22 protein-coding genes and 1 other RNA gene are annotated in these 26,627 nt (G+C 48.4%); 13 read left to right on the top strand and 10 right to left on the bottom strand.

What is annotated here, in order from left to right:
- Window positions 1–5: 5 nt before the first annotated feature.
- Both aceF and lpdA read left to right on the top strand, forming a co-directional pair.
- Window positions 6–1,988, top strand: coding sequence for a pyruvate dehydrogenase complex dihydrolipoyllysine-residue acetyltransferase (aceF, locus tag KO518_RS06955; RefSeq protein ID WP_216025101.1), 1,983 nt, complete (start codon window positions 6–8; stop codon window positions 1,986–1,988).
- A gap of 142 nt (window positions 1,989–2,130) precedes the next feature.
- The gene (lpdA, locus tag KO518_RS06960; RefSeq protein WP_216025102.1) at window positions 2,131–3,549 is read left to right on the top strand and encodes a dihydrolipoyl dehydrogenase; all 1,419 of its coding nucleotides are present in this window, start codon (window positions 2,131–2,133) and stop codon (window positions 3,547–3,549) included.
- A gap of 55 nt (window positions 3,550–3,604) precedes the next feature.
- Here the strand turns inward: lpdA and KO518_RS06965 are convergent, their stop codons facing one another.
- On the bottom strand, window positions 3,605–4,624 hold the full coding sequence (locus KO518_RS06965) for a LysR family transcriptional regulator (protein ID WP_252736045.1): 1,020 nt from the start codon (window positions 4,622–4,624) through the stop codon (window positions 3,605–3,607).
- A gap of 160 nt (window positions 4,625–4,784) precedes the next feature.
- Between KO518_RS06965 and KO518_RS06970 the strand changes: the two genes are divergently transcribed.
- From KO518_RS06970 to KO518_RS07000, 7 genes are all read left to right on the top strand, one after another.
- Complete coding sequence (locus KO518_RS06970; protein WP_216025104.1) at window positions 4,785–6,017, top strand: efflux RND transporter periplasmic adaptor subunit; 1,233 nt, start codon at window positions 4,785–4,787, stop codon at window positions 6,015–6,017.
- Complete coding sequence (locus KO518_RS06975) at window positions 6,017–9,181, top strand: efflux RND transporter permease subunit (RefSeq protein WP_216025105.1); 3,165 nt, start codon at window positions 6,017–6,019, stop codon at window positions 9,179–9,181. The genes KO518_RS06970 and KO518_RS06975 overlap by 1 nt, the downstream gene beginning before the upstream one ends.
- Before the next feature lie 198 nt (window positions 9,182–9,379).
- Window positions 9,380–10,090 carry an SIMPL domain-containing protein gene (locus tag KO518_RS06980; RefSeq protein WP_216025106.1) on the top strand — a complete coding sequence of 237 codons (711 nt, stop codon included), beginning with the start codon at window positions 9,380–9,382 and terminating at the stop codon, window positions 10,088–10,090.
- Between the two features lie 181 nt (window positions 10,091–10,271).
- Window positions 10,272–10,553, top strand: a complete 282-nt coding sequence (locus KO518_RS06985) for a DUF1289 domain-containing protein (protein WP_216025107.1) — start codon at window positions 10,272–10,274, stop codon at window positions 10,551–10,553.
- Window positions 10,554–10,569: 16 nt separating this feature from the next.
- Entirely contained in the window at window positions 10,570–11,388 is an 819-nt protein-coding gene (locus KO518_RS06990) for an HDOD domain-containing protein (RefSeq protein WP_216025108.1), read from the top strand.
- A 54-nt stretch (window positions 11,389–11,442) separates the two neighbouring features.
- The gene (locus KO518_RS06995; RefSeq protein ID WP_216025109.1) at window positions 11,443–12,261 is read left to right on the top strand and encodes a YdiY family protein; all 819 of its coding nucleotides are present in this window, start codon (window positions 11,443–11,445) and stop codon (window positions 12,259–12,261) included.
- 174 nt (window positions 12,262–12,435) lie between these two features.
- Entirely contained in the window at window positions 12,436–13,182 is a 747-nt protein-coding gene (locus KO518_RS07000; RefSeq protein ID WP_216025110.1) for a YdiY family protein, read from the top strand.
- An 83-nt stretch (window positions 13,183–13,265) separates the two neighbouring features.
- Here the strand turns inward: KO518_RS07000 and serA are convergent, their stop codons facing one another.
- The 7 genes from serA to ssrS all read right to left on the bottom strand — a co-directional run bounded on the left by serA (window position 13,266) and on the right by ssrS (window position 19,682).
- Window positions 13,266–14,495: a phosphoglycerate dehydrogenase gene (serA, locus tag KO518_RS07005; RefSeq protein WP_216025111.1), complete on the bottom strand. Its 1,230-nt coding sequence runs from the start codon at window positions 14,493–14,495 to the stop codon at window positions 13,266–13,268.
- A gap of 154 nt (window positions 14,496–14,649) precedes the next feature.
- Window positions 14,650–15,306, bottom strand: a complete 657-nt coding sequence (rpiA, locus tag KO518_RS07010; protein ID WP_216025112.1) for a ribose-5-phosphate isomerase RpiA — start codon at window positions 15,304–15,306, stop codon at window positions 14,650–14,652.
- A 71-nt stretch (window positions 15,307–15,377) separates the two neighbouring features.
- Complete coding sequence (locus KO518_RS07015) at window positions 15,378–15,980, bottom strand: 5-formyltetrahydrofolate cyclo-ligase (protein WP_371742263.1); 603 nt, start codon at window positions 15,978–15,980, stop codon at window positions 15,378–15,380.
- Window positions 15,967–17,565 carry a response regulator gene (locus KO518_RS07020; RefSeq protein ID WP_216025113.1) on the bottom strand — a complete coding sequence of 533 codons (1,599 nt, stop codon included), beginning with the start codon at window positions 17,563–17,565 and terminating at the stop codon, window positions 15,967–15,969. The genes KO518_RS07015 and KO518_RS07020 overlap by 14 nt, the downstream gene beginning before the upstream one ends.
- A 57-nt stretch (window positions 17,566–17,622) precedes the next feature.
- A complete protein-coding gene (locus tag KO518_RS07025) occupies window positions 17,623–18,564 on the bottom strand; it encodes a nucleoside hydrolase (RefSeq protein ID WP_216025114.1) in 942 nt (313 codons plus the stop codon).
- A gap of 14 nt (window positions 18,565–18,578) precedes the next feature.
- Entirely contained in the window at window positions 18,579–19,478 is a 900-nt protein-coding gene (locus tag KO518_RS07030) for a ribokinase (protein WP_216025115.1), read from the bottom strand.
- Between the two features lie 21 nt (window positions 19,479–19,499).
- Window positions 19,500–19,682: non-coding RNA, 6S RNA (ssrS, locus tag KO518_RS07035), on the bottom strand.
- Between the two features lie 386 nt (window positions 19,683–20,068).
- On the opposite strand from ssrS, the gene KO518_RS07040 reads away from it, so the two are divergent.
- From KO518_RS07040 to KO518_RS07055, 4 genes are read left to right on the top strand one after another with little or no spacing between them, the layout of a single operon-like run.
- Window positions 20,069–20,635 (top strand): UPF0149 family protein, encoded by a 567-nt coding sequence (locus KO518_RS07040; RefSeq protein WP_216025116.1) that lies wholly within the window; start codon window positions 20,069–20,071, stop codon window positions 20,633–20,635.
- A 3-nt stretch (window positions 20,636–20,638) separates the two neighbouring features.
- Window positions 20,639–21,952: a Xaa-Pro aminopeptidase gene (gene pepP, locus KO518_RS07045; protein ID WP_216025117.1), complete on the top strand. Its 1,314-nt coding sequence runs from the start codon at window positions 20,639–20,641 to the stop codon at window positions 21,950–21,952.
- Window positions 21,953–21,955: 3 nt separating this feature from the next.
- Window positions 21,956–23,149, top strand: a complete 1,194-nt coding sequence (ubiH, locus tag KO518_RS07050; protein WP_216025118.1) for a 2-octaprenyl-6-methoxyphenyl hydroxylase — start codon at window positions 21,956–21,958, stop codon at window positions 23,147–23,149.
- Between the two features lie 9 nt (window positions 23,150–23,158).
- Window positions 23,159–24,331, top strand: coding sequence for an FAD-dependent monooxygenase (locus tag KO518_RS07055; RefSeq protein ID WP_216025119.1), 1,173 nt, complete (start codon window positions 23,159–23,161; stop codon window positions 24,329–24,331).
- Between the two features lie 20 nt (window positions 24,332–24,351).
- Here the strand turns inward: KO518_RS07055 and KO518_RS07060 are convergent, their stop codons facing one another.
- Window positions 24,352–25,542, bottom strand: coding sequence for a porin (locus KO518_RS07060; RefSeq protein WP_216025120.1), 1,191 nt, complete (start codon window positions 25,540–25,542; stop codon window positions 24,352–24,354).
- 106 nt (window positions 25,543–25,648) lie between these two features.
- On the bottom strand, window positions 25,649–26,497 hold the full coding sequence (locus KO518_RS07065) for a LysR family transcriptional regulator (RefSeq protein ID WP_216025121.1): 849 nt from the start codon (window positions 26,495–26,497) through the stop codon (window positions 25,649–25,651).
- Window positions 26,498–26,627 lie beyond the last annotated feature (130 nt).

Raw genomic sequence — 26,627 nt, forward strand, 5'->3', positions numbered from 1 at the left:
CGAACATGGCAGATATTAAAGACGTTCTCGTACCGGATCTGGGTGAAGATTCGGTAGAAGTAATCGAAATTTGCGTGGCAGTGGGCGATTCTGTAGAAGCAGAAGACGCACTGGTCACGGTAGAAAGTGACAAAGCCAGCATGGACATCCCTGCGCCGTTTGCCGGTAAGGTATCTGCGCTGAATGTCAGCGTCGGCGATAAGATTTCTGAAGGCGATCTGCTGGCGAAACTGGAAGCGGCGGGTGCTGCTGACAGTGCGCCTGCTGCTGAGGAAAAGCCAGCAGAATCCGCGCCGCAGGCTGAAACGCCGAAACAGGAAGCTGCTCCTGCAGCGCCTTCAGGTGGTAGCTCTGTGATTGATGTCACTGTACCGGATATTGGTGATGCCGCTGACGTAGATGTGATCGAAATTCTGGTAGCCGAAGGCGACACCGTTGAAGCGGAAGATGGCCTGATCACACTGGAAACTGATAAAGCGACCATGGACGTACCTTCGCCGCAAGCAGGTAAGGTCGTCAGTTTGAAAGTCAAAGAAGGCGACAAGGTATCCGAAGGTTCTTTGGTGCTAACTCTGGAAGTGGGTGGTGGCGAAGTCGCTGCGCCAGCCGAGGATTCTGCAACAACTCAAGCATCAACTCCTGCTGCCAGGTCAGCAGCGGTCACAGAAGACGCGCCGGTTGAAGAAGCTGCGGAAGAAGAAATTGAAGTACAGGTACCTGATATCGGTGGCGATACTGACGTAGACGTCATTGAAATTTTGGTAGCCGAAGGCGATACCGTGGAAGCGGAAGATGGTTTGATTACCCTGGAAACGGATAAAGCCACCATGGACGTACCTGCCCCTAAAGCGGGTACCGTGACTAAACTGCTGATTAAGCAGGGTGACAAAGCCTCTCAGGGTACGCCGGTAATTATGCTGAAAGTAAAAGGCGCGGCCAAACCTGCTGCACCTAAAGCTGAAAGTAAGCCTGCTGCTCCGGCGCCTGCCGGCAATGCACCACAGCAAAAAGCGCCGCCGGTTCCTCATCATCCGTCTGCAGGCAACAAGCCTAAGAGCGGTAAAGTACATGCATCTCCGTCGGTTCGTCGTCTGGCCCGTGAATTCGGAGTCGACCTGACTCAGGTTGATGCAACCGGACGTAAAGGCCGTATTCTGAAAGAAGATATACAGGCTTACGTGAAACATGAACTGGCTCGTCCGAAAGCAACTGCAGGTGCTGTTGCCCAAGGTAGCGGCGGCGGTTTACAGGTTATTGCGCCGCCTAAAGTAGACTTCTCTAAATTCGGTGAGGTTGAAGAGAAGCCGCTGACGCGTATTCAGAAAATATCCGGACCGAATCTGCATCGCAACTGGGTAACTATTCCACACGTTACCCAATTCGAAGAAGCGGATATCACTGATTTGGAAGCTTTCCGCAAGGATCAAAACAAGCTGGCTGAGAAGAAAAAGCTGGGTGTGAAGATCACGCCGCTGGTATTTATGATGAAAGCTGTCGCCGATGCACTGAAAGCCTATCCTGTATTTAATACATCGCTTTCGGCGGACGGTGAGTCTTTAATTCAGAAAAAATACTACCATATCGGTATTGCAGTAGACACGCCAGGAGGCCTGGTTGTACCTGTAGTGCGTGATGTTGACAAGAAAGGCATCATAGAGATTTCCAAAGAGCTTATGGAAATCAGTGTGAAAGCCCGTGATGGTAAGTTAAAAGCTGCCGACATGCAGGGCAGTTGTTTCACCATTTCAAGCTTAGGCGGTATCGGTGGTACAGCGTTTACGCCTATTGTAAATGCACCTGATGTGGCTATTTTAGGTGTCTCGAAAAGCGATATTAAGCCTAAGTGGAACGGCAAAGAGTTTGAACCTCGTCTGATGGTGCCATTATCGCTGTCATACGACCATCGTGTTATTGACGGCGCGGTAGCAGCGAGGTTTGCTGTACACTTAAAAGCAGTATTGGAAGACATGCGTCAAATGCTGCTTTAGCGATAATGTAAAGGGGAGGTTGTAAGCCTCCCCTTTGTGATATTTATTGGATATAAAGCCGTGTTGGCTTTACGGGGTTACAAGCCCTCGTTACAATCGGTAACGTATATTATTCAAATGTTTGGACAGATTTGAGGTCACAATGAGCGAAATTAAAACGCAATTGGTGGTACTGGGCGGTGGCCCTGGCGGTTACTCAGCGGCATTCCGTGCTGCAGATTTAGGTATAGAGACAGTTATTGTCGATTCACGCGATACACTTGGTGGCGTGTGTCTTAACATAGGTTGTATTCCTTCAAAAGCGCTGCTGCACGTTGCTAAAGTGATGAAAGAAGCGAAGCACTTAGCCAGTCACGGTGTTACGTTCGGCGAGCCGACCATCGATTTAGACAAAATCCGCGAATACAAAGACAGTGTGGTTGCCAAACTTACTGGTGGCCTGGGCGGTATGTCTAAAATGCGTAAAACCAAGCATATTCAGGGTTACGGTAAGTTTACCGGTGCGAATACGCTGGAAGTAGAAGGGAAAGATGGCAAAACAACCATTACCTTCGAAAAGGCCATTATTGCCGCAGGCTCAGAACCAGTGTCGCTGCCTTTCATTCCTGAGGATGACCGTGTAATCGATTCAACCGGTGCACTGGAAATGAAAGATATTCCAGAGAAAATGCTGGTTTTAGGTGGTGGTATCATCGGCCTTGAGATGGGTACCGTATACGAAGCGTTGGGCTCAAAAATTGATGTTGTAGAATTCCTCGATCAACTGATCCCGGCTGCAGACAAAGACATCATGAAAGTCTTTATGAAAGACTATAAAGACAAGTTCAACATCATGCTGGAGACTAAGGTTACTGCGGTTGAAGCAAAAGACGATGGTCTGTATGTATCATTTGAAGGCAAAAACGCACCTAAAGAACCTGTTCGCTATGACAAAGTCCTGGTTGCGGTGGGTCGTCGTCCTAACGGTAAACTGGTTGGCGCAGAAACGGCGGGCGTTGCCGTTGATGAGCGTGGTTTTATCAATGTTGATAAGCAAATGAAAACCAACGTAGACCACATCTACGCCATTGGTGATTTAGTTGGTCAGCCTATGCTTGCGCACAAAGCCGTTCACGAAGGTCATGTTGCCGCTGAAGTTATTGCCGGTAAGAAGCACTTCTTCGACCCGCGCTGTATTCCTTCTGTTGCCTACACTGAGCCAGAAGTTGCCTGGGTTGGTTTAACTGAGAAAGAAGCAAAGGAACAGGGCATAGCCTATGAAACAGCAGTGTTCCCTTGGGCTGCATCTGGTCGTGCCATTGCTTCTGATGCCACGAACGGTATGACGAAGATGATTTTCGAAAAAGACACCGCTCGTGTGATTGGTGGTGCTATGGTAGGAACCAACGCCGGTGAAATGCTGGGCGAAATAGGCCTTGCTATCGAAATGGGTGCTGATGCAGAAGATGTTGCATTAACTATTCACGCCCACCCAACACTTAACGAGTCTATTGGCTTGGCATCTGAAATCTTCGAAGGCAGTATTACTGACCTGCCTAACCCCAAGGCAAAGAAAAAGTAAGTATACGCTAACATAAAAAAACGAGGCATTGCCTCGTTTTTTTATGTCTCACGTTTTAGTTGATTTTTGCCGTTGGAACAGGTTTAGGCGTAACTGTCAGGTTGCTCTCACACTGTTTGCTTACCTGTTTCGCCTTCATTGATTTAACGGTTTCCGGGCAGTATCCTTTACGGCAGCATTGGGCTAATCTCGCTTCGTGTTGGGCACAGCGTTCGAGAATAATGCGCACGACGTGTTTTCTAAGCCATTGCAAACCCTGATCGATGTCCTGACGCTTGTGCCATAGTATTGCTAAAGGTGTAGGCTGAATTTCTACCGGGGTTTCAAAAACGGCTAATCGCCCGGAAAATATATCGTCTTCAACTACCAGTGATGGTGCGACACAAATGAGATCACTTTGTTCCAGCAGAGGGGGGACATTGTAAAAGTCGTTAACGGTCATGGCGATGCGCCGTCTCAGTCCAAGATTGTTAAGTACCTGATCCGTTGGCCCGTTTATGTCACCAGTGATTGATACCAGCAGATGATCGGCTTTCACAAAGTCTTCCAATGTAAGTCGTTCATTGGCTAGAGGATGACCTGGACGCATAACAACAACATATTGTGGATCTATCAGATGTTCATTGCGGATCACGGAACTGGGTTGCACAAATTTGGTAATGGCAAGCTCAGCTTCTGCGTCTTTTAAGATTTTTTCACAGTCGAGGTTGGAGTTTGGAATCGCGTGGATATTTATACCCGGCGCTTCACGTTCGATAATTTGACGCAACGGCCCCCATACCATATTGACTAGTGTATCTGTGGCAGCAATGCGAAACGTACGACGGGATGTGCCGGGTTCAAATATGGCTGGGTTCACCGCATTTTCCAGTTCGCTGAGCGGATGTTGGATTTGCCCCCATAAGTTTCTTGCAAACGTAGTGGGTTGAATTCCTCGCCCATCTTTAACAAATAGCTCATCGCCCCAAGCCGTACGCATGCGTGATAACGCATTAGATACAGCCGGCTGGGTCATGGCTAAGCGGTCAGCTGCCCGGGTGATGGCGCCTTCTGTCATAATGGCGTCAAATATCATAAGTAGGCTCAGATCTTGGGTTTTCACGTGCGTATTCCTCTCGGTACTTTCATTTAATATATAATATAGGGTGATGTGTTGTATATAAATATATAATTATTTTTATTTGTTTTGGCTGTGCATAATGCCCGCAAATCAACTTGAATGAGAATGCCAAAACATGAAATCACTGCTTAAATTGTCTATGGCTATAGGGATAACCGTCTTCCTCACGGCGTGTGGTGGAAATGAAGTCCGTCCTGAAAATATGGCCGCCAATGCCCCTCCGGGGATCCCGGTAGATGTAGCGTCAGTTATCAGTAGACGAATAGCCCAATGGGACACCTTCACCGGTCGTCTCGAAGCGCCGCAGACTGTAGAGTTACGTCCTCGGGTGTCAGGTTATATCGATTTTGTAGCCTTCGAAGAAGGGCAGTGGGTCGAGCAAGGTCAAACCTTGTTTCTCATTGACAATCGCGCCTTTCGCGCAGAGGTCGAGCGGTTGTCTGCGCAATTGGAAGACGCAAAGAGTCGCTTGCGCCTGGCAAAACAGGAATCTGACAGAGCGGTATCTTTACGCCGCACCAACGCAATATCATCAGAAGTGGCAGATGCCCGATTCGCCGCCGTTGAACAGGCGAAAGCGAATGTAGCATCTACACAGGCGGCATTAGATGTCGCTGAACTCAACCGCGGATTTGCGCGGGTGGAAGCGCCTATTTCTGGCCGGATTTCCCGGGCAAACATCACTGCAGGTAACTTTGTTACTGCGGGACAAAGTGTGTTGACATCGATTGTGTCAACCGACCGTTTGTACGCGTATTTTGATATTGATGAAAATACTTACCTCAATTATGTGAACAGTGCTGAACGTGCAAGTAAATCACTGGCCCGTTTGCCCGTTGCCATGCAACTTGCCAATGAAGAAGATTATGGCTACTGGGGCCAGCTGGACTTTGTAGACAACCGCGTAAATCCGAATACCGGCACCATTAAAGTCAGAGCTGTATTTGACAATGCTGAGGGCAGATTGGTCCCCGGTTTGTTTGCACACTTGCGCTTGGCCAGTGGAGATTCTAAAGACAGAATTTTGGTTGACGAAACCGCAGTTGGCACTGATTTGAACAACAAGTTTGTGCTGGTGGTAGATGAGAATAATGTGTTGAGTTATCGCGCTGTACAATTGGGTGACAAAGTAGGTGCCCTGCGGTTTATCAACGCCGGTCTTGTTGCCGGAGACATTGTAGTAGTGAACGGTTTGCAACGGGTTCGCCCCGGTGCCACCATCGCGCCGACTAAAGTGTCAATGCAAGACAGCGACGCGTTCAAACAGCTACAGGCCTGGCAGCGCTATATCACTGACAACAGTGATTTAACTGCCGCAACACTCACTGCGACAAAAGGAAGTCGTTAATGAATGTATCGCGCTTTTTTATTCACCGGCCGATTTTTGCCGGTGTATTGTCGCTGTTGATTTTTATCGGCGGCGCTATTGCCGTGTGGCAATTGCCCATAACCGAATATCCCGACGTTGTACCACCTACCGTTGTCGTAACGGCCAATTATCCAGGTGCTAATCCAAAAGTAATCGCGGAAACTGTGGCAACCCCATTGGAGCAGGAGATTAATGGTGTGGAAGATATGTTGTACATGTCGTCTCAGGCCAATTCCGATGGTCGTATGACGCTTACCATTACCTTTGCCATTGGCACTGATCCCGACAATGCCACAACCTTGGTGCAAAACCGGGTAAACCGGGCCTTGCCTCGTCTGCCACAGGAAGTACAACGTTTGGGCGTAGTCACGGAGAAGTCATCACCGAACCTCACCATGGTGGTTCACTTGACGTCGCCAGATAGTCGATACGACATGTTGTATTTGTCAAACTACGCCGATCAAAACGTTAAAGATGAACTCAAGCGCATTACCGGTGTGGGTGAAGTACGCCTTTTCGGCGCTGGTGAGTACAGTATGCGCGTATGGCTTGATCCAAATAAAGTGGCCGCGCTAAATATGAATCCGGGCGATATTGTTGCTGCAATTCAATCACAAAACCAACAGGCAGCAGCGGGCAGTCTTGGAGCACAACCATCGGGTATCAGCGAGTTTCAGCTTTTAATTAACGTTCGGGGGCGTTTGCTCGACGAAGAAGAGTTCGGCGATATTATTGTCAAAACGGGAAGCAACGGAGAAATCACCCGTTTAAAAGACGTTGCTCGTATTGAATTAGGGGCCGACTATTACACGCTTCGTTCATTGTTAAACAACAAACCCGCGGCCGCATTACCCGTATTTCAGGCCCCAGGCTCTAACGCTATTCAGATCAGTGACGATGTGCGTGCCGCCATGGCTGAACTATCGAAAAGTTTCCCGCAAGGGCTGGATTACGACATTGTATACGACCCAACTGTGTTTGTGCGCGGATCTATCGAAGCGGTGGTAAATACACTTTTTGAAGCTGTACTGCTGGTTGTGTTGGTGGTTGTGTTGTTTCTTCAAACCTGGCGCGCATCAGTTATTCCATTAGTTGCCGTACCGGTATCGCTGGTGGGTACCTTTGCTTTTATGCAAATGATGGGGTTTTCCTTAAACGCGTTATCGCTTTTTGGTTTGGTGCTGGCAATTGGTATTGTAGTGGATGATGCCATCGTCGTGGTTGAAAACGTCGAGCGTAACATTGCGGCTGGTCATTCGCCTGCTGATGCCACCGTGATTGCGATGAAAGAAGTCACTGGGCCAATCATTGCCACAACCCTGGTCTTGGCTGCGGTGTTTATACCTACGGCATTTATGTCTGGCCTTACTGGGCAGTTTTACCGACAGTTTGCGCTTACTATCACGATTTCTACAGTAATATCGGCTGTGAATTCACTTACGTTGAGTCCGGCCTTATCTGCATTGCTGTTAAAGCGCCACGATGCACCAAAAGACAGACTTACGAAGGTCATGGACAAACTGTTTGGCAGTTGGTTATTTACGCCGTTTAACCGTCTGTTTGATCGGGGGGCCAACAGTTACACCAAGGGGGTTGGCGCGCTAATACGCAAATCCGGTCTCATCATGGTGCTTTATGTGGCCATGCTTGGGCTTACGTGGCAGCAGTTTAGTACCACGCCTACGGGTTATGTACCAGCGCAGGATAAAATGTATCTGATTGGGTTTGCCCAATTGCCGGATGCGTCTTCACTATCGCGTTCGGAAGCTGTAGTGCGCAAAATGTCTGCCATTGCATTGGAGCAGGATGGGGTGTCCGACGTCGTTGCCTTTCCCGGCTTGAACATTAATGGCTTTACCAACAGCCCGAGTTCCGGCGTGGTATTTTTCCCTCTTGAGCCGTTTGAAGACAGAGAAGCGAAAGGGTTGTCTGCAGGCGCCATAGCACAACAACTGAACATGAAATTCGCAGCGATAAAAGAGGCTTATGTGGCAGTGTTTCCGCCTCCGCCGGTCCTTGGGTTAGGCACCATTGGGGGGTTCAGACTGCAAATTCAGGACAGGGGAAATCTCGGCTTTGAAACGCTGAACACGATTACCCAGCAAGTGGTACAAAAAGCGTGGGCAGACCCTGTACTGACGGATACTTTCAGTAGTTACCGGGTCAGTGTTCCGCAGCTGGATATTGATGTTGATCGCACCAAGGCCATTAGCATGGGTGTGAATATCGATACGCTGTTTGATACGCTCCAGGCCTACCTTGGCTCGGTGTACGTGAACGATTTCAACCTGTTTGGCAGAAACTACCAGGTGAATGTACAGGCCGATGAAACTTTTAGGCAGGATGCGGAACAGATAAGCCAGTTTAAAGTGAGGAATAATCAGGGTGACATGATCCCGTTAGGTGCATTTCTTACCGTGGAGCATACCGCAGGCCCTGATCGCGTTATGCACTACAACGGTTATGTCACTGCAGAGATAAACGGTGCGCCTATGCCAGGTTTTAGTTCAGATGAAGCGAAAGTGGCCATTGAGAAGATTCTTGACGACACATTGCCCATTGGCATGAGCTACCAATGGACAGAACTGACATATCAGCAAATTCTGGCAGGTGATGCATCGATGTATGTGTTCCCGCTGGTGGTGTTACTGGTATTTCTGGTGCTTGCTGCACAATATGAAAGTTTGTCTTTACCCCTGGCCATTATTCTTATTGTCCCAATGACCTTGTTGAGTGCCTTGATTGGGGTGGGAATTTTCGGCGGTGACAACAATATTTTCACCCAAATAGGCTTAATTGTACTGGTGGGATTGGCGACAAAAAATGCCATTTTGATTGTTGAATTTGCCAAAGAGTTGGAAGAAGAAGGGCGCACGGCGCTGGAAGCAGTAAAAGAAGCTTGTCGATTGCGCTTGCGGCCCATTCTAATGACATCAATAGCATTTATTATGGGTGTACTTCCTATGGTTATTTCCACTGGTGCCGGAGCGGAAATGCGTCAGGCAATGGGTGTGGCGGTATTTTCCGGCATGATTGGCGTGACGTTTTTTGGCCTCGTTCTCACACCGGTTTTCTATTCATTGCTCAGACGCAAGAGGACGGCGAATAAGCAGTCTGGTCAGGCGCAGTTCCCACAAGCTTAGACCCAAGTGGAACTGCCTTTAGCCGCTCTGTTCTCTGAGCGGCTTTTTTTTTGCACGCAGCCTCGTGGTAAATAACTTGCCACAATTCGTCACAATTTACCGTTATATCGCCTTATTTTTCCGTTACTTTATCTGTGTTGGCATACACTTGACGGCCACGAACGAAACCGTAGACAGAACAAGGAGGCGGTACACACTATGACGAAATCTTCAGCAGCAATTGTGGGCGTAGGGCTGATTGCCGCACTGGGGTTGTTAGGTGCGCAATTATCAGATGCATTGATTGCTTTTAAAACATGGGACAGGGTAGTAACGGTAAAAGGGTTGTCTGAAAGAGAATATCCCGCTGACCATGTCATTTGGCCTATTCAATACACAGAAGCAAGCAATGATTTGCCGGCTCTTTATCGTACCCTTGAGGGACACGCTGCTACTATTAAAGCCTTTTTAACCGAACACGGCGTTAACGGAGGTGAAGTTACGGTAAACCAACCGGAAGTTACCGATAAACTGGCACAACAATACGGCGGTGGTGAGAACGTAAAATATCGCTACAGGGCAAGTCAAACCATTACGGTCTATTCTGATGATGTGGAGAAGGTGCGGGCTATAATGCCGGCTATTACTGACCTGCTAAAGGAAGGTATTGTGTTTTCAGCACAGCAGTGGGATACCAAGCCTCAGTTTGTGTTTAGTCGGTTAAATGACGTAAAACCTGAAATGATAGAAGAGGCGACAGTCAATGCCAGGGAAGTGGCCGAAAAGTTTGCCAGGGACTCACAAAGTCAGCTTGGCAAAATAAAACGTGCAAATCAGGGGCAGTTCTCCATTAGTGACAGGGACGGTCACCACCCTTACATCAAGAAAGTCCGTGTGGTCTCTACCATCGAGTACACACTTATCGATTAGCTGCGTGAAAGGGTGGTAATTGTTTACAAAACCCTTTATTTTGTGCCGTTGTTGACGAGCGCGGGCTGGAGGTGCAGTTGTAACCAGGTGCACCCTACGAATGATTGATTAAAATCACCCCGCGTTCAGTGTTATTATGGCGGCATCCAGGTGTGCAGTAGGCGAATCTGAAGGAGGTGTTATGGCGGTAAAAGCTAGTCATCCCGATCAGATGGAGTTTTTTGATGTTCCCAGTCCGTGCATTGGCGTGTGTCAGTCGGGGCCTAAGGGTTTGTGTCTGGGGTGCTTCCGTACCAGAGATGAAAGACTGTACTGGCTGAAAATCGATGACGCAGCGAAAAGAACGATCATTCGTGCCTGTCAGCGCAGAAAAGCTCAGGCATTGAGAAAGCCCGGTGCCGGGGGAGACGAGAATATAGCTTTGCCAGTGCAAGGCAGTTTATTTGATAGCGACAACAATTAAGCGTATGGGAACGTTCATGGAAAAGTATGTTGAGTATGCAACGCAGTCTTTTACACTGCCCAATATATGTATAAGGCTGCGTGATGTGCTCGATGACAACCGTTCTGACATGGACGATCTCGCCAAACTGATTGGCATAGACCCATCTCTTACTGCAAAAATTCTGAAGATGGCTAATAGCGCATTGTTTCGGTTTCCCGCGCAGGTTGATTCCATTACCAAAGCCATCAGTGTTATTGGCGGTGAAGCGCTCTACAATTTGGTGATGGCAGAAACAGCCAGCACCGCGTTCAAGCACTTTAACAGTGAGCATATCCGGCTGGATAATCATTGGGTGCAATCCGTGTATAACGGGTTAGTGGCGAAAAATATAGCCAAACTTTGTCATATACGGGGGAGTGAACGTTTCTTTGTAATGGGGATCCTTCACAACTTAAGCGAGTTGGTTATTGCGAAGCACGCACCGGAAAAGTATCTGGACTATATACAACGTTCTCCGGCATTACTGCCATGGGAAAATCAGCAAGCGGTTTTCGGTTTTTCCTTTGCACAGTGCTCGGGCGCGATTATGGAAAAGTGGCAGTTGCCAATGCCGTTGTTCTATCCGGTGAGCCATGTTCACGATTTGGACAAACAGGCCGCTGATGTGGATATTGGTTTGTTGGCATATGCGATGCGCGTTACAATTCGCGAGAAAAATCCGGTCGCTTACGGCAATATTGAACTTTTGTCGTCAGATTCGGCCAATAAACTGAAGGTAAGTGGAGACGATCTGGCTAACGTTATCAGTTACGCCAATAGCGAAACTGATAAAATAGCTTTCGACATAATATAAAAGTATCTCCATGGATGGCTAACACTGCGCTAAAAGTTTAAAAAAAAAAGAATCATGTTGAATCCGTTTAAAGCGAGATTGCTGGTATGTGTTTGTCTGCTTGGCAGTGTACTGCCGGCCATGGCAGCCGACCGCAATCTGATAAAAACCCTGTACCATTCTGATTTTGATAGGAATGGTGAAAATGGCCAACCCCGCTTTACCCTCGATGGTGAGGTGGGAATTATTACTGCAACGGGCAATACCAATGCCACCACCTTTAAAGGGGCATTGCGTTCAGAACACGAAACGCAAAACTGGGCAAACAACTATTCTACTGAGATATTTTACAAAGAAAGTCGTGCAGACGATGCCAACGGCAATGAGGTTAGTACGGTTACTGCACAACGGTTTTTTAGTTATGCCCAACTCGATTATAAGTTGATGACCCCGGGACAGCGTACTTTCATATACGGCGATTATGAAAATGATCGGTTCAACGGGTACGATTATCGCGCCTCATTGGCAGCAGGTTGGTCGCAACGACTGTGGAATGAAGAAGATAGTTCCTTTCGCTACAGTGTGGGGCCGGGCTATGCGTTTGTCGCACCGGAAGAAGGCACAGAAAGCAATATCAACAATGGCTTTATCGTTCGGGCTTCAGGGGAATATCACTACGAATGGCACACCGGAGCCAGATTGCGGCAGTTTATGAGTGCAGAAGTTGGGCCGGATAACGTAAAAACCCGGTCTGAAACTGCGTTGTCAGCAAGTTTGTTCGATTCTCTGGCTATGAAGCTGGCGTTTAACCTGGCGTATGAAACTGAACCGCTGGAAAGCGCCAAAGGACTCAATACAGAAACCACGGTATCTATCGTTTATCGTTTTTTCTAAAGAATAATCATAACCTGACGACGCTGACAGACAGCGCGCATTACGCCTGGCTAAATGAACGCCTGGCGCATTTTTAATATGGAACGCCCCGGAATTAGGGTAAAAAAGCGCTCGGTTGCCTGGTGCAGCGCAGCGCAAGTGACAAACGAATTTAAAATACAAATAGGAAGACACATGAAGAAGCAAGTTCTCGCAATTGCACTTATTACTGCTGCCGGTGTATCGACGGCCCAAGCCAAGGACAACGAAAAGCCATTTACTCTGGAAGGTGGGCTGGGGTTCATTTTCACTTCAGGTAATACAGAGACAACGTCTATCAACGCTTCTTTGGTTGGCCATCAGGAATTGGAAAAGTGGAGCAACGATTACAATCTCGAAGGTTTGTATAAGAAAGAAACTGTAGACGACGATGACGGCGGTGAAACTGAACGCACTTCTGCGCAGAAATTCTTTGCATCTGCTCAGGGTAACTACAAACTGGAAAATCCCGATTATCGCTTGTTTGGATTCGCGTCATATGAAGATGACCGTTTCAGCAGTTATAACTACCAGTCTACATTGGCGGCGGGTTGGAACCACAAGCTATGGGACAACGAAACCACGAGTCTTGAGTATTCAATTGGTCCGGGTTATTCGTGGGCAGAAACACAGCAAGACGAAGAGCAAAACAGCTTCATCGTTCGTGCATCAGGTGAATTTAGCTGGTTGATTTCCGATACTGCTAAATTCTCTCAAACAATGAGTACGGAAGTGGGTAATGAGAACACTAAATCACGTGCAGAGTCAGCGTTAACGGCAACTATCAGCGGTAACTTGTCAATGAAACTGTCTGTGCGTCTTGACCATAACTCTCGTGTTAACGATGGTGTGGAAAAACTGGATACCGCTACCGCGGTTACGCTGGTTTACAACTTCTTCTAAGCGTAGAGTATTTTGCTTGTACGACAAAAAGCCCGTCATTGACGGGCTTTTTTATGCTTAAACTATGCTAATCAACGGCGTAATTAATGCAACAGACGGGTTTTTATTGTGCCTTTAATATTTTGCAATTGCGCTAAACCTTCATCAGCTTTATTGGCTTCTACATCTACAACCACGTAACCGATATCTGCCGTAGTTTGCAGGTATTGTGCTTCAATGTTGATGCCTTTTTCTGCAAATGTCTGGTTGATCTGGTTCAGTACGCCTGGGCGGTTTTCGTGAATGTGAAGCAGACGCGAGCGGCCAGGGTGGTCAGGCAGTGATACTTCAGGGAAGTTAACGGCAGATAACGTAGAGCCGTTATCAGAGTACTTAGCAAGTTTACCAGCTACTTCAATACCTATATTTTCCTGGGCTTCCTGTGTGCTACCGCCTACATGAGGCGTGAGGATCACGTTGTCGAATTTGCGTAAAGGCGATTGAAATTCTTCACTGTTCGACTTTGGCTCAACCGGGAATACATCAATGGCAGCACCGGCGAGGTGCTCTTTTTCCATGGCTTCCACTAAGGCATCGATATCCACAACCGTACCCCGTGAGGCATTGATAAGGATGGCGCCTTTTTTCATTTTTTCCAGCTCAGCTTTGCCAATCATGTCCTTTGTCGATACGGTTTCCGGTACGTGTAGCGACACAACATCAGATGTCGCAAGCAGGGTATCAAGAGATTTTACCTGCACTGAGTTGCCCAGTACCAGCTTGTCTTCAATATCAAAGAACTGTACGCGCATGCCAAGATGCTCGGCCAGAATACTCAACTGTGTACCGATGTGGCCGTAGCCGATAATACCCAGAGTTTTACCTCTGGCTTCATAGGAACCCACTGCACTTTTTTCCCATTCACCACGGTGCGCCTTAGCGTTTTTAGACGGCACACCACGCAATAGCAAAATAAGTTGACCAAGCACCAATTCTGCCACCGAACGGGTGTTTGAAAATGGTGCGTTGAAAACCGGAATTCCGCGGATTTGCGTGGCTTTTAAATCAACCTGGTTGGTGCCGATGCAGAAGCAACCGATAGCAACCAGTTTTTGCGCGGCATCTACCACGGATTCGGTGATCTGCGTGCGGGAACGGATACCGATAAAATGAACGTCTTTCACTTTTTCTATCAAATCGTCTTCCGATAGTGACGTTTTCAAATACTCGACATTGGTGTAACCATTATTCTTCAGCGTTTCTACCGCACTTTGGTGAACGCCTTCCAGCAGAAGGATCCGAATTTTGTCCTTGGGTAGTGATACTTTACTCATTGCCTCGCATCTCAAGTTAGGGGTTGGGGAAAAGACATCTGGACGTCTATATGGGCAAAATAACAGATTATACAGGTGGATAAAAGCGCTATTTTCGTCCGGTCTCAATCTGAGAGGGGCGCAACTAGCCTCAACTGGCGCCCCCTAATATGGCTTAGTTAATCGTTACAACGCCATCGTTGGTGGCAACGAGCACTGTATCTGCGCCCCGGTTGGCAAAAATGCCGTTTGTGACCACACCAGCAAGCCCGTTGATGGTGTTTTCCAGTTCCCGGGGGTTGAGGATTGTAAGGTTGTGGACATCAAGGATCACGTTGCCGTTGTCTGTTACCACGCCTTCCCGGTAAACTGGATCGCCGCCCAGTTTAACCAATTCTCTGGCTACGTAAGAGCGGGCCATTGGAATCACTTCTACCGGTAATGGAAAACCCCCGAGCACAGGTACTTGTTTGCTGTCGTCTACAATGCAAACAAATTTCTTGGCCACCGCCGCGACAATTTTTTCGCGGGTCAGTGCCGCACCGCCGCCCTTAATCATATGTTTGTGTTCGGTGATTTCATCAGCGCCATCAACATATACAGAAAGGTTGTCGACTTCATTTAATGAAAACACTTCAATGCCATGGGCTTTGAGCTTCTCTGTAGAGGCGTCAGAGCTGGACACTGCTCCTTGGATGGTATGTTTAATGTCAGCGAGGGCATCAATAAAATAGTTCACCGTAGATCCGGTGCCAACGCCAACAAGGCTGTCTGCTTCAACGTATTTCACAGCGGCATTGGCCACTGCTTTTTTCTTTGCGTTTTGATCCATGATTCGTTCTCCAGGCTTTTGGGAATTTTAACTGATTTGTAGCCGTTCCGGGCAACTATTGCAGATAAATTTTAACCAGGAAACAGGGTTTGTGAGGGGGTAACAATTATATCCAGGGGAATATCCCAACCGGCAATGGGTATAGCGTCTACTTGTTGGCAATCGTGAGCGGTGCCAACCAGTAGGGGACGGTTATTATTCTGCAACACACCAGCCAGTGTTCTGTCGTAAAAGCCGCCGCCCATCCCCAGCCGATTACCTCTCGCATCAAAACCTACTAACGGCATTAAGATGATGTCATGGGTAGCAATGGGTATCACACCTGTACAGTGTGGTTCAGGCTCATGAATATTAAAGCGATTAACGCGCATCTGCGTGTCGGTGGTGTAATCTAAGAATAGTAGGGTACGCGGATTGAACGGGTGGATCACCGGCAACGTGGTTTTTTTACCTTGTTGCCAGGCAAGGGCCATCACCGCAGCTAAGTCTACCTCGCCGTCATTGGTTAAGTAGCCTGCCAACGTGCTGCTTTCAGACCATTGTGACAACGATTGTAACTTAACAACGATGCGTTCTTTCGCACTGCGTTGTTCCGCCTCAGAAAGGCTGTTGCGGCGTTGTCGCAAGGTTTTTCTGAGCCGGGCGCGTTGTGTTTGCAATTCAGTTAAAGACACTGTCGGTAATTAAGTATAGGTTGAGTAAGCGGTTTAGCTCGTTAATGTCGACTGGTTTGGTCACTACCGCATCCATGCCGGACGCCCGTAGCACTTGTTTGTCAATAATAACATCGGCAGTGACGGCAATGATAGGGATAGCGGGCTGGGTTTCGCGAATACGGCGAGTTGTTTCCACCCCTGAAATGCCAGGCAGGTTGATGTCCATAAAAATGATGTCGTAGACTTGTTGGTCGACCATTTTCAGCGCGGTTTCCCCGTCATCTGCGATGTCGATGCTCAACCCGTTGCGGCCGAACAATGATCGCATTACTTCCTGATTTATTTCGTTGTCTTCCACCAGTAGAATTTTGGGGTTCTGTTTTGTGTATGTTAATCCTGTCTCCGGCACATCGGTGTTGTCATGGGTGTCTACTGTAGCCGGGACAGAGAAAATGATTATTATACCGTCCGAAGGCCCATTTTTTACTTTCAGGTGACCGTTCAGCTCATCTGTCATTATTCGAAGGCCGCTGAGAGGGTTGTTCTCATCCTGTTTGTCATCGTCGTACAGCGCTTGGTGTTGCTCTTGGCTAATGCCAGGGCCATTGTCTTTAAACAACACCACAAGATTTCCGCTTTGGTAACAAATCATGACGTCAACGAAGGCATCGCCTTCGGCTCGGATAAGAGCGTGGCTTAAAATTTTAAGCAACACTTTGCAAAAGCGGGTGTCATCAAAAATGAGCGTTTCGGGAATTGAGTCCTCAACGTTGCTTCTGAGCTCAATGTGATATTTTTGGAGCTGCTGATCGATAATGTGAAAGATATGGTGAAAAAAAGAGCGGGTAGAAATGGCTTTTTTCTTACCTGGTGCATTCGCCTTTTCAGTGTCTTCAACGCCAAGTACGGCATCCACAGTCTTGAGTAATATACTACTGCTGGTGGTTATATGGCCAAGGGCATCCCGAAACAGCGCAGGCAGTTTTACAACTCGGGCTTCTTGTTCCAGTAATTTTCCAAAGGTACAAATGGCGTTTAAAGGCGTTCTGAGATCGTGACTTAATTCAGACAGATAATGGGTTTTCATCCTGTTGATTTTAATAAGCTCCTCATTCTTTTTACGCAAATCAAGATGCGCCATTACGCTGTCGGCAAGGGTTTTAAGGGCGGTACGTTGAGAGGGAGAGAGTACTTTAGGTTTTTGATCAATAGTGCACAGCGTGCCCAAGGCATACCCTTTTTCGGTTATCAGCGGGGCTCCGGCATAAAAACGTATATTGGGGTTTTCTGTAACCAGAGGATTGTCAAAAAAGCGCTCATCGGAAAGGGCATCGTTGACTTCCAGCATGGTTTTATTGGCTACCACGTGGCCGCAAAACGAAATATTTCTGTGCGTTTCCGTAGCGTCAATGCCCACCCTGGATTTAAACCACTGTCGGTCAGGATCTACCAGGCTTATTAACGCAATAGGCGTATCGCAAATTTGAGAAGCGAGCAGCGTAATATCGTCCAGCAATGCATCGCTTTCTGTGTCGATTACGTTGTAACTGAGTAACTCAGCCAGTCTGGCTTCTTCTTCCGGTGGTATCGGTGGTTGAATCATAGCGCTCTGCAACGTGAAAAGAAGCACCGCCGATGCTTCTTTTATGCCAATGGACTATTACAAAGCGTAGGCGTCTATAAACAATTGTTCCAGTTTATCGTGTTCTACTTTGGTGGCGACGTTAATTGTTTGCGCTTCTGTCCACAATGGACTCGCTGTTGTGCCAGCAGGGGCTACCACCGTCTGACCGCGGTCAAGTTCGCCTGTGCCAACCCGAACCTGCCCTTCTGTAACGGTGAACAACTCAGGATGAATTAAGTGTGCCAACGGGAAAGCATCGTGGAAAAAACACACTTTGTCGTCTCGATTTTGTGAATAGAAATCCATATAGAACTGGGAGGCATCTTTCACAAATCCGCCCAAGGTACTGTTTTTATCCGCCAGTTTGTCCATAAAGGTGGGAGAAAAAGGGGTTTGCAAGGTCACGTCGAGACCAAACATGGTAAGTTTCCAATCGGCCGCAAACACAATGGCTGCGGCATGAGCATCGTTCCAGATATTGGCCTCGGCCACGGGAGTGACATTACCCGGTACAAACGCCGCGCCCCCCATAATACTTACGCCTTTCACCAATTTTGGCAGGTCAGGTTCTAATCGCAATGCCAGCGCCAGGTTTCCCAGTGGACCAATGGCTACAAGTGTGATTTCACCGGGATATTGCCTTGCCATGTCTATAATAAATTGTGCCGAGCTGCGCGGGTCGAGGGGTTTTTCAGAGGCTTTAGGAAACGTGTTGCCGAAGCCGTCGTCGCCGTGTACGAAGTGAGCGTAGGTAGACTCAGGCCCCACCCATGGCATTCCAACACCCTGGGTAACGGGAATATCCTGTCCTGCAATATCACACAGTGTTACGGCGTTGCGCGCCGCCATAGTAACCGGCACGTTGCCAAATACAGTCGTTAACCCCAACACATCTATTTCGGGGTGCTGAAAGGCGAAAAAAATAGCCATAGCATCATCGATGCCCGGGTCGGTATCTAAAATAATTTTATGTGTCATGATAGCTCCTTTCGCTATTTACCCTGTTTGGCAAGGAAGCGGTCAACTTCTTTTTGGTCCGGAATAGATTGTGCAGCTCCTTCGCGGGTAACCGCAATGGCGGAGGCTGCACATCCTCTTGTAAGGGCTTGTTTGGCATCGGCATGCTGACTGTATGCCGACAGGAAATAGCCAATGAAGCAATCGCCAGCGGCTGTGGTATCGATGGCCTCGACGGAAAATGCAGGCACGGTGATTATTTCGCCGCTTTTGCGGATCATCATGACGCCATCTTTGCCCAGCGTGAGAATAACTTCGCCGTGTTGCCAGTTTTCTTTGAACCAGGCAATGTTTGCGTCAGTGCCGGACTGGCCGGATATTGCTTCGGCTTCCGTTTCATTCACAATAAGCAAATCGACGCAATCCAGGGGCAGTGACTTGACAGACTCATTCATCGGCGCGGGATTAAATGCCACTTTTAATTGCTTGGCTTTAGCCTGCTGAAACATTTCAGCGATGCTACTGGTTTCGTTCTGGGTTAGTACCCAGTCTGCAGAGGTTGTGTTGCTCAGCGCTTGGCGAACGGTATCGTCGTTTATCGTTTGGTTTGCGCCACCAAATAACACAATGGCGTTTTCGCCGTCTGGTGCAACCTGAATAATGGCATGGCCGGATGGGGTTTCACTGCATTTGACATACTGACAATCGACGCCTTTGCGAATTAACGTTTGTTTAAACGCCGCGTCAGACTCGTGAATAGCCCCGACGTGCTTGACGTCAGCACCGGCAAGTGCAAGGGCAATAGACTGATTCGCCCCTTTGCCGCCCAGTAATTGTTTATATTGGGTTGACGCCAGTGTTTCACCCGGTTTCACGAAGTGCTCTACCTGGTAAACGTGATCGATGTTGATGGAACCAAAATTAATAATCGCCATTTCTTATACCGTCGAAAGAGGGCGCCTTCCAAAGTGCCGCTGTTCATCGTTCGCCCGTGAACCGAAAAGTTCAGGGCGGAAGAGTCTTCACAACCGTAGGCTTCTCGATACGCGCCGAGCTTGCACAATAGTCGTGATGTCATCTTCCTTGGTTTAAAGCATCGGCCAGGGACATGAATGAACTGGCAAACACTCCAGAAGACATAGAAATTGAAAAATAGCGCAACAGAGTATATCAAACGAACGCGTTCGTGAAGCAGATCACTCACGAAACTTTCGTTTTGTTTTCTGTTTTGTATTTTGGCGGTGCCAGCCCAGCGCTGATAACAACTCCGCTGCCTGACCATTTGGTTAGGTTTTATTGCTAAAAACCGAGATTCTAGCAACAAGGCGCGATAGAAGAACAGGGGTATTGGTCACCATTCCAGGGCGATCCTAAAGCATTGTGAGCCAACTGGAAAGGGCCGCGACAGTTAAGTGCTGAAAGCGTGTGCAGAATTTGTGTTAATTCGCATCAACAGAACAAGCTGAACTGGGTTTTACGCGGTCTTTTTGCTAGCATGACAACAAATCATTATTGGATCGAATGCGTGGACAAACAACTCAATTACGACCAGGTGAGTAACCTGCTTTCTCAGTACGATGTAATCGCAGATGGTGCTGAAGTGCAGGGCATTCTGTGCGGTATGCTGTGCGGTGGTATGTCGATTTCTGAACGAAAGTGGCTGGATGTACTCAAAGATACCATCAACGAAGGGGCCGGTTTTGCTCCGGATCTCGAAAACACTCTCACGGACGTATACAACGAATTATGTCAGCAGTTGGTTGAAGCAGAGTTTACGCTGAACCTGATGTTGCCCGACGAACAAGCGCCTATTAATGATCGCGGCCTTGGTCTGATTAACTGGGTTCAGGGCTTTATGCTTGGCTTTGGCCTGTATCAACAAAATTTAGTGCAGTGTTCAGACGATGTGAAAGAGGCATTGGAAGATTTTGCCAACATTTCCCGTATGGAAGAACCCATGACAGAAGACGAAGAATCTGAAAAAGCACTTTTCGAAGTGTTGGAATACGTCAAAATCTCAGCCTTGTTGTGTTTCAACGAGTTAGGTGAATCTCTGCTGGACGATCAAAAAGACAAACCGTCAGTTCATTAAAATATGATAAGCAAAGAAGAGTTTATAGCCAGACAACACCGCTTACTGTCGTTGTGCGAGCCGGAAAGCGTGTGTGTCATACCTGCAGGTCAGGTGCTAAGCCGTTCCCGGGATACGGAGTTTCCCTTTCGACAGAACAGTGATTTTTGGTATCTCACTGGCTTCAATGAACCGGATGGATGGCTTTTACTGTCTAATCACAGTCAATTTTCAGACCCTTACCGGGCAATGGTGTTTCGCCCAAACGATAAACAGGCTGAAATTTGGCAGGGAAGGCGTTTAGGCGTCGAGGCCGGATTAGCAGAGTTTGCCTTGGATGAGGCTTTTGAAAGCGGTGAGCTTGATGGCGTGCTTACCGAATGGCTGGGGGGCCATGACCACGTGTATTTCCCCATGCACAGCGATGGTCCGGCAACAGCTAAAATCCTGGCAGTGTGTCGGGAGCTGCACAATGCACCAAAAGAAAACTTATCGCCGGCAAGCCTGCATGACATTCTGCCGCTTATCCACGAAATGCGATTGTTTAAATCGGCCTGTGAGATAGCCTTAATGAAAGCCGCAGCGAAAATTACTGCCAGCGCTCACAAACGGGCCATGCAATTTGCCCATCCAGGATGCTACGAGTATCAACTGGAAGCTGAATTGCATCACGAATTCGCTATGGCTGGTGCGCGTTTCCCCGCTTACAGCACCATTGTTGGCGGTGGTGACAACGCGTGTATTTTGCACTACACCGAGAATCAGGCACAAATAAAAGCCGGTGATTTGATCCTCATCGATGCCGGTGCCGAATATTATGGTTATGCTTCTGACATTACCCGCACATTTCCGGTTTCCGGCGTATTTTCTCCGGCTCAAAAAGCGGTATACAACATTGTGTTAAAAGCACAGGAAGCAGTGCTTGACCGGATTGGCCCGGGTATGACACTAAGCGAAGCGGGGGATATTGCCGCTGAGGTGATAACCGAAGGGTTGTTGGATCTTGGCCTGTTGACGGGGTCGCTCAGTGACAATCTCAACGAGCAAGGCTACCGGCGTTACTTTATGCACGGTATTGGTCATTTTCTTGGGTTGGATGTTCACGATGTGGGTAATTACCGGCTGGATGGGGAAGAGCGCCCTTTACAACCGGGCATGGTGATCACCATTGAACCCGGTATTTATATTTCTGCCGACGAGGACGTGGCTGATGAGTACAAGGGAATTGGCGTGCGCATTGAAGACAATTTGGTGATCACTGCCACGGGCGCAGAGGTCATTACCCAAGGTGTACCAAAATCCGTTGAAGCAATAGAAGCGCTAATGAAGAAGGTCTGACACGTGGCAGAAACCGATGTACTTATTGTGGGTGGTGGAGCGGTAGGCAATGTTATTGCCAAAGGGCTACTTACCCATACTTCACTTTCCGTTTCTTTGGTTGAACCTTCGCAGTACAGCGTTGACGGAAGCCATCCTGGGTTCGACGATCGCGTGATTGCGCTGGCGAAGAGAACCGTGGATGAACTGGCTGAGTTAGGGGTAGATACCCGCCTTGCTGGTGGCGTGCCCATTCGTCATATACAGGTCACTGATCAAGGCGCGGCGGGGATGTGTCAGATGGACGCAAACGCGCACAATCTCGATCGCTTTGGCGATGTGGTTTCTCTTAGCAGGCTGGGTTTAGCGCTGCGCGTTGAACCCAACATGCCTCGATTTACCCTTTACTGTCCGGCATCCGTGGCATCTGTGACCCGCAACAGCGATAGCGCGCATGTCACCTTGAGTTCCGGGGATAGCTGTCACGCAAAACTTATTGTGCTAGCGGATGGCGGGCGTTCTGCACTTCACGAGTCTTTGGGTTTTGAAAGACAATCGGAAGATTACGGTCAATCGGCAATTATTGTTAATGCCATTACGGCAGAGCCTCACCATCACAGGGCTTATGAGCGGTTTACGGCTCAGGGGCCGCTGGCGTTTCTGCCATTCAACCCAGGGTTTGACGAGACGCGCGGCGAGCACGGATTTAGCGTTGTATGGACAGTTCCCCCTGATCGAGCCGACGCGTTATTGACGGCACCTGACAGTATCTTTATTCGAGCTTTGCAGGACGAATTTGGTTGGCGACAAGGGGCAATAGAGCAAATTGGAAAGCGAGCGGTTTATCCGTTGGCGTTATCCACGGTTAAAAATGTGGTTGTGCATCGCGCTGTCGCATGCGGCAATGCGTCGCAAACGTTGCACCCTATCGCAGGACAAGGCTTCAACCTCGGACTGCGCGACGCCATGGGTTTGGTTAGGGCACTACAACACGCCAGTGACCCGGGCGCCTTCGACGTGCTTCGTCAGTATGCTCAGGCCAGAGCTGCCGACAAGGAAGCGACAATAACGTTAACTGATGGGTTGGTCAGGTTGTTTTCAAATAAAAACCCAGGGTTAATGGCATTGAGAAATTTAGGCCTGGTGGCAATGGACAACAGCAGGGCATTAAAACAACAATTTGTCAGGCAAACCACCGGTTATGCACCGGGAGCCTGAGGAGTAAGTATGGAAAATGTGGATATCGCTATTGTTGGCGGCGGCATGGTTGGGCTGAGCTTAGCGGCTGCGCTGGAAGGCAGCGGGTTGTCGGTGGCGGTGATAAGCGATCAACCTTTCTACCGCAAACTGACAGACGCACCCGAATTGCGGGTGAGTGCCATTAATAGTGCGAACCAGCAAACCCTTACTGATGCCGGTGTTTGGCAGCATCTCAATGAAGCGCGTATCAGTGCATATGACGCCATGTCTGTGTGGGACAAGGACAGCTTTGGCGAAATTCATTTTTCCAAAGAAGACTTACCCGCGCCCCACCTTGGCCACATTATTGAAAATCAAAACCTGGTGAACGCACTGGCAGGGCGGCTAGAGCAGGGTGCCAGTACGAAAATGGTTTGCGGCAGTATAAGCAAAATTCTGTGGGGAAAAAAAGACACTATGGTGATGCTGGACAATGACGATGTTATTGCTTGTCGTCTGGTGGTGGGCGCGGATGGTGCCAATTCCTTTATTCGCCAGCAGGCGCAACTGCCACTGTCGTTTAAGGATTACGGGCACACCGCAATTGTTGCCACCATTAAAACTGCGCAACCTCATGATCAGTGTGCCAGACAAGTGTTTACTCCCGATGGCCCATTGGCCTTGCTGCCACTGGCCGATCCGCACCTTTGCTCTATTGTTTGGTCGCAAAATAAAGCGGTGGCGAAAGAGCTGTTGTTGTTGAACGGGAGAGATTTTGCCCATCGGCTTACTGCAACCACTAACAGTGTGCTGGGCGTGGCTGAACTGCAGGGTGAAAGAGTGAGTTTCCCACTCACGATGCGCTACGCCCGACAGTGGGCAAAAAACGGTGTGGTTATCATTGGTGATGCCGCTCACACCATTCATCCGTTGGCCGGGCAGGGAGTAAATTTAGGCATGCGTGATGCTTTTGCCCTGGCAGAAACGCTTTGTCATTGTAATGAACAGCACAAAGACTTCGGTGAACTTCGCAATTTACGCTCGTTTGAGCGGGCCAGAAAAGCAGATGCCGCCACCGTCATTGCGGCTATGGAAGGGTTTAAGACACTCTTTGCCGGTGACAACCCGCTGAAAAAAATAGTTCGTGGTGTGGGGTTGATTGCCACCGATTCCATGCCTGTGGTGAAAAAGAAGTGGCTTCAGCAGGCGATGGGGTGGTAGCTCAGGCTGCGGGGCGTGAATTAAAAACTCACGTCCCATTGTAGCCGCCAGGTTAGTCTGTCACCAATCTCGTGGCTTCGCTGCTGCATAGTAATTTCACTGATTTCTGCGGTAACTTTGTTTTTGTGTCCGTTAAAGAACCAGTTGAGTGCCAGGGTTTGTTCGCTAAACCTCTCGCTGTTGCTTGCCACATCGGGCTTGTAGGTGGCATAACGCGCTGCCAGTTCAAGTGGCGCTGGCCACCATGAAAATTGCTCATTGAGAAAATATCCCGCCTGCACGTAGTAGCCTCGCAATGTTTTTTGTTGATTGCCATTCACTCGGTCAGTGACGTCCTTTTCGTGATATTCGGCTTGTCCATTGAACCCCTGATAGAACAGTGCGCCATCAACAACAAATTGCTTCACATCGTACTGACCCGGCGTTTCCCCAATATCAATGTTGTTAAGCGCACCGGGGCCGGATGATGAAAACCGGGTATAAATACTTCTGTATTTTGCACCGGCAATGGCGATAGCCGCTTCAGGTTTTTCCGTTCGCTGTAGATCACTGTTTTTAAAATCCACTTTTTTGCCCAATAGGTTCCACTGTAACCGCGAAGCGTACATCGCGTTGCCGTCGTGGTTGTGATATTCCCCGCGGCCCGAGCCGGTAAATACGCCAGCCCAGTAATTGACATTCACGGCGCCGCCGTTGTCGATGTGACCATACAGCGATATGCCCTGTTGACGATCAAGGGTGAAAATGCGGTTAATGATGGAGCGATCCATCATTTGCTGTCCGCCACTGCTTACACTGCGTTCGCGAGAATACTCCACTTTCCACTGGCCGGCTTTTAAGTTTAGTGGCGCGTATTTTTCCAGAGCGATGGTGGCATTCAGGGTGCGGTTATCGGCAGCATCGTATTCCACTGCGTATTTTATCCAGCTTTTGTATGCATGGCCGTTAACTTTTATTCTCGCCCGGTTAATATCGAACTGGTTGCCATAATGTTGGATGAAATCGCCGGGATCATTGGGTTGTCCGGCACCTGGTGCTGCAAAGCGGAATTGTGTTCGGCCACGTACTTGAACGGAAAAGCGACTATCGTCAGTGGTGTAATTGAGCCCGTTTCCGTCGTAGCCTGAAAATAGGGTGGAGAGAGCGTGGGCGTACGTGCCTGGTGCTATCAATAAAAAGAATAAAAAGCCGTAGTGAGACAACTTGAACATCAAGATACGCCTTAAAAATGACAATTTGCGCGGAGTTTATCGCCTTTAGTTTAATAATCAATGCTGATTGTCACAAAAGTGTCATAATTATTGGGCGCGGCAAATGCTATCGCTGTAATCGGGATTTTATAAATTCTGCCAATGTACGGCTAATAACCGGGTGTTGCGTATCTTGATTAAACAAGCTGATATTAACTTTGCCTAAACGGGGCAGGCGACTGTCTTTTAGCATGGTGAGGTTTTCAGGCATACTCGAACGGGCCAGGGCGGTGATCCCCAACCCTTGTTGAATGGCGGCCACCAAGCCACCGAGATCGGCGTTAGTATAGGTAATTTTCCATACACGGGTTTGCTGTTTGAGTTCATCGATAACCCGACTGCGGTACATGCAGCCATCGGGGGCCAACACCAGAGAAATATTGTCTCCAACCACGGGGCGATTGGCATCTCCCACCCACACTACATCATCCTCTAGTACGATTTCGCCTGTGGTTTCCTCATTGGGGTTCGTCAGCGCAAGAATCAGATCGAACTGATTGCGCTTAGAGGCGTGTAACAAATCGCGGCTCAACAACGAGGTGACTTCCAGTGATACATCGGGATAACGTTTAGAAAACTCGCCAATTAAGCCGGGTAAAAGTGTTGAAGCAAACTCGTTGGGAATGCCCAGGCGCAATCGGCCGGACAAAGGCGCAGGTGTGAGAGAACGAAAAATAGCATCGTTTAATTCCAGTAGTTCTTTCGCTTTGGGATAAAGCCAGTTGCCATCGTTGCTGGGCAAGTGCCGCTGACCCACTTTTGTAAACAGCTTGCGGTCAACTTGTTCTTCCAGCTTTTTTATTTGTAAGCTAATAGCAGGTTGGGAGCGCCCGAGCCACTCTCCGGCTTTCGCATAGCCGCCTTGTTCAATTACGCTCACAAAGGTGCGCAGGTTATCCATAGAAAGCTGTTTCATAATGATTTGAAATACTGATGATATTGCTTCATTACATTATAAATGCAAATGTAATGATAAGAAATTCCAATTTGAAAGCCATTTACAATAAAACCTATACTTTGGTCTGTTTTTTATCATATCGAAACGG

The sequence above is a fragment of the Aestuariibacter sp. A3R04 genome (assembly GCF_018860805.1).
Lineage (GTDB): Bacteria > Pseudomonadota > Gammaproteobacteria > Enterobacterales > Alteromonadaceae > Alteromonas.

What these genes read in the sequence shown, in the direction of transcription:
- KO518_RS07030 (WP_216025115.1), bottom strand. Translation starts at nt 19,478, where the DNA reads ATGGCGATTATTAATTTTGGTTCCATCAACATCGATCACGTTTACCAG.
- KO518_RS06975 (WP_216025105.1), top strand. Translation starts at nt 6,017, where the DNA reads ATGAATGTATCGCGCTTTTTTATTCACCGGCCGATTTTTGCCGGTGTA.
- KO518_RS06980 (WP_216025106.1), top strand. Translation starts at nt 9,380, where the DNA reads ATGACGAAATCTTCAGCAGCAATTGTGGGCGTAGGGCTGATTGCCGCA.
- KO518_RS07055 (WP_216025119.1), top strand. Translation starts at nt 23,159, where the DNA reads ATGGAAAATGTGGATATCGCTATTGTTGGCGGCGGCATGGTTGGGCTG.
- KO518_RS07000 (WP_216025110.1), top strand. Translation starts at nt 12,436, where the DNA reads ATGAAGAAGCAAGTTCTCGCAATTGCACTTATTACTGCTGCCGGTGTA.
- KO518_RS06970 (WP_216025104.1), top strand. Translation starts at nt 4,785, where the DNA reads ATGAAATCACTGCTTAAATTGTCTATGGCTATAGGGATAACCGTCTTC.
- KO518_RS07020 (WP_216025113.1), bottom strand. Translation starts at nt 17,565, where the DNA reads ATGATTCAACCACCGATACCACCGGAAGAAGAAGCCAGACTGGCTGAG.
- pepP (WP_216025117.1), top strand. Translation starts at nt 20,639, where the DNA reads ATGATAAGCAAAGAAGAGTTTATAGCCAGACAACACCGCTTACTGTCG.
- KO518_RS07065 (WP_216025121.1), bottom strand. Translation starts at nt 26,497, where the DNA reads ATGAAACAGCTTTCTATGGATAACCTGCGCACCTTTGTGAGCGTAATT.
- lpdA (WP_216025102.1), top strand. Translation starts at nt 2,131, where the DNA reads ATGAGCGAAATTAAAACGCAATTGGTGGTACTGGGCGGTGGCCCTGGC.
- serA (WP_216025111.1), bottom strand. Translation starts at nt 14,495, where the DNA reads ATGAGTAAAGTATCACTACCCAAGGACAAAATTCGGATCCTTCTGCTG.
- KO518_RS06965 (WP_252736045.1), bottom strand. Translation starts at nt 4,624, where the DNA reads ATGATATTTGACGCCATTATGACAGAAGGCGCCATCACCCGGGCAGCT.
- KO518_RS06985 (WP_216025107.1), top strand. Translation starts at nt 10,272, where the DNA reads ATGGCGGTAAAAGCTAGTCATCCCGATCAGATGGAGTTTTTTGATGTT.
- aceF (WP_216025101.1), top strand. Translation starts at nt 6, where the DNA reads ATGGCAGATATTAAAGACGTTCTCGTACCGGATCTGGGTGAAGATTCG.
- KO518_RS07060 (WP_216025120.1), bottom strand. Translation starts at nt 25,542, where the DNA reads ATGTTCAAGTTGTCTCACTACGGCTTTTTATTCTTTTTATTGATAGCA.
- KO518_RS07025 (WP_216025114.1), bottom strand. Translation starts at nt 18,564, where the DNA reads ATGACACATAAAATTATTTTAGATACCGACCCGGGCATCGATGATGCT.
- KO518_RS06990 (WP_216025108.1), top strand. Translation starts at nt 10,570, where the DNA reads ATGGAAAAGTATGTTGAGTATGCAACGCAGTCTTTTACACTGCCCAAT.
- rpiA (WP_216025112.1), bottom strand. Translation starts at nt 15,306, where the DNA reads ATGGATCAAAACGCAAAGAAAAAAGCAGTGGCCAATGCCGCTGTGAAA.
- KO518_RS06995 (WP_216025109.1), top strand. Translation starts at nt 11,443, where the DNA reads ATGTTGAATCCGTTTAAAGCGAGATTGCTGGTATGTGTTTGTCTGCTT.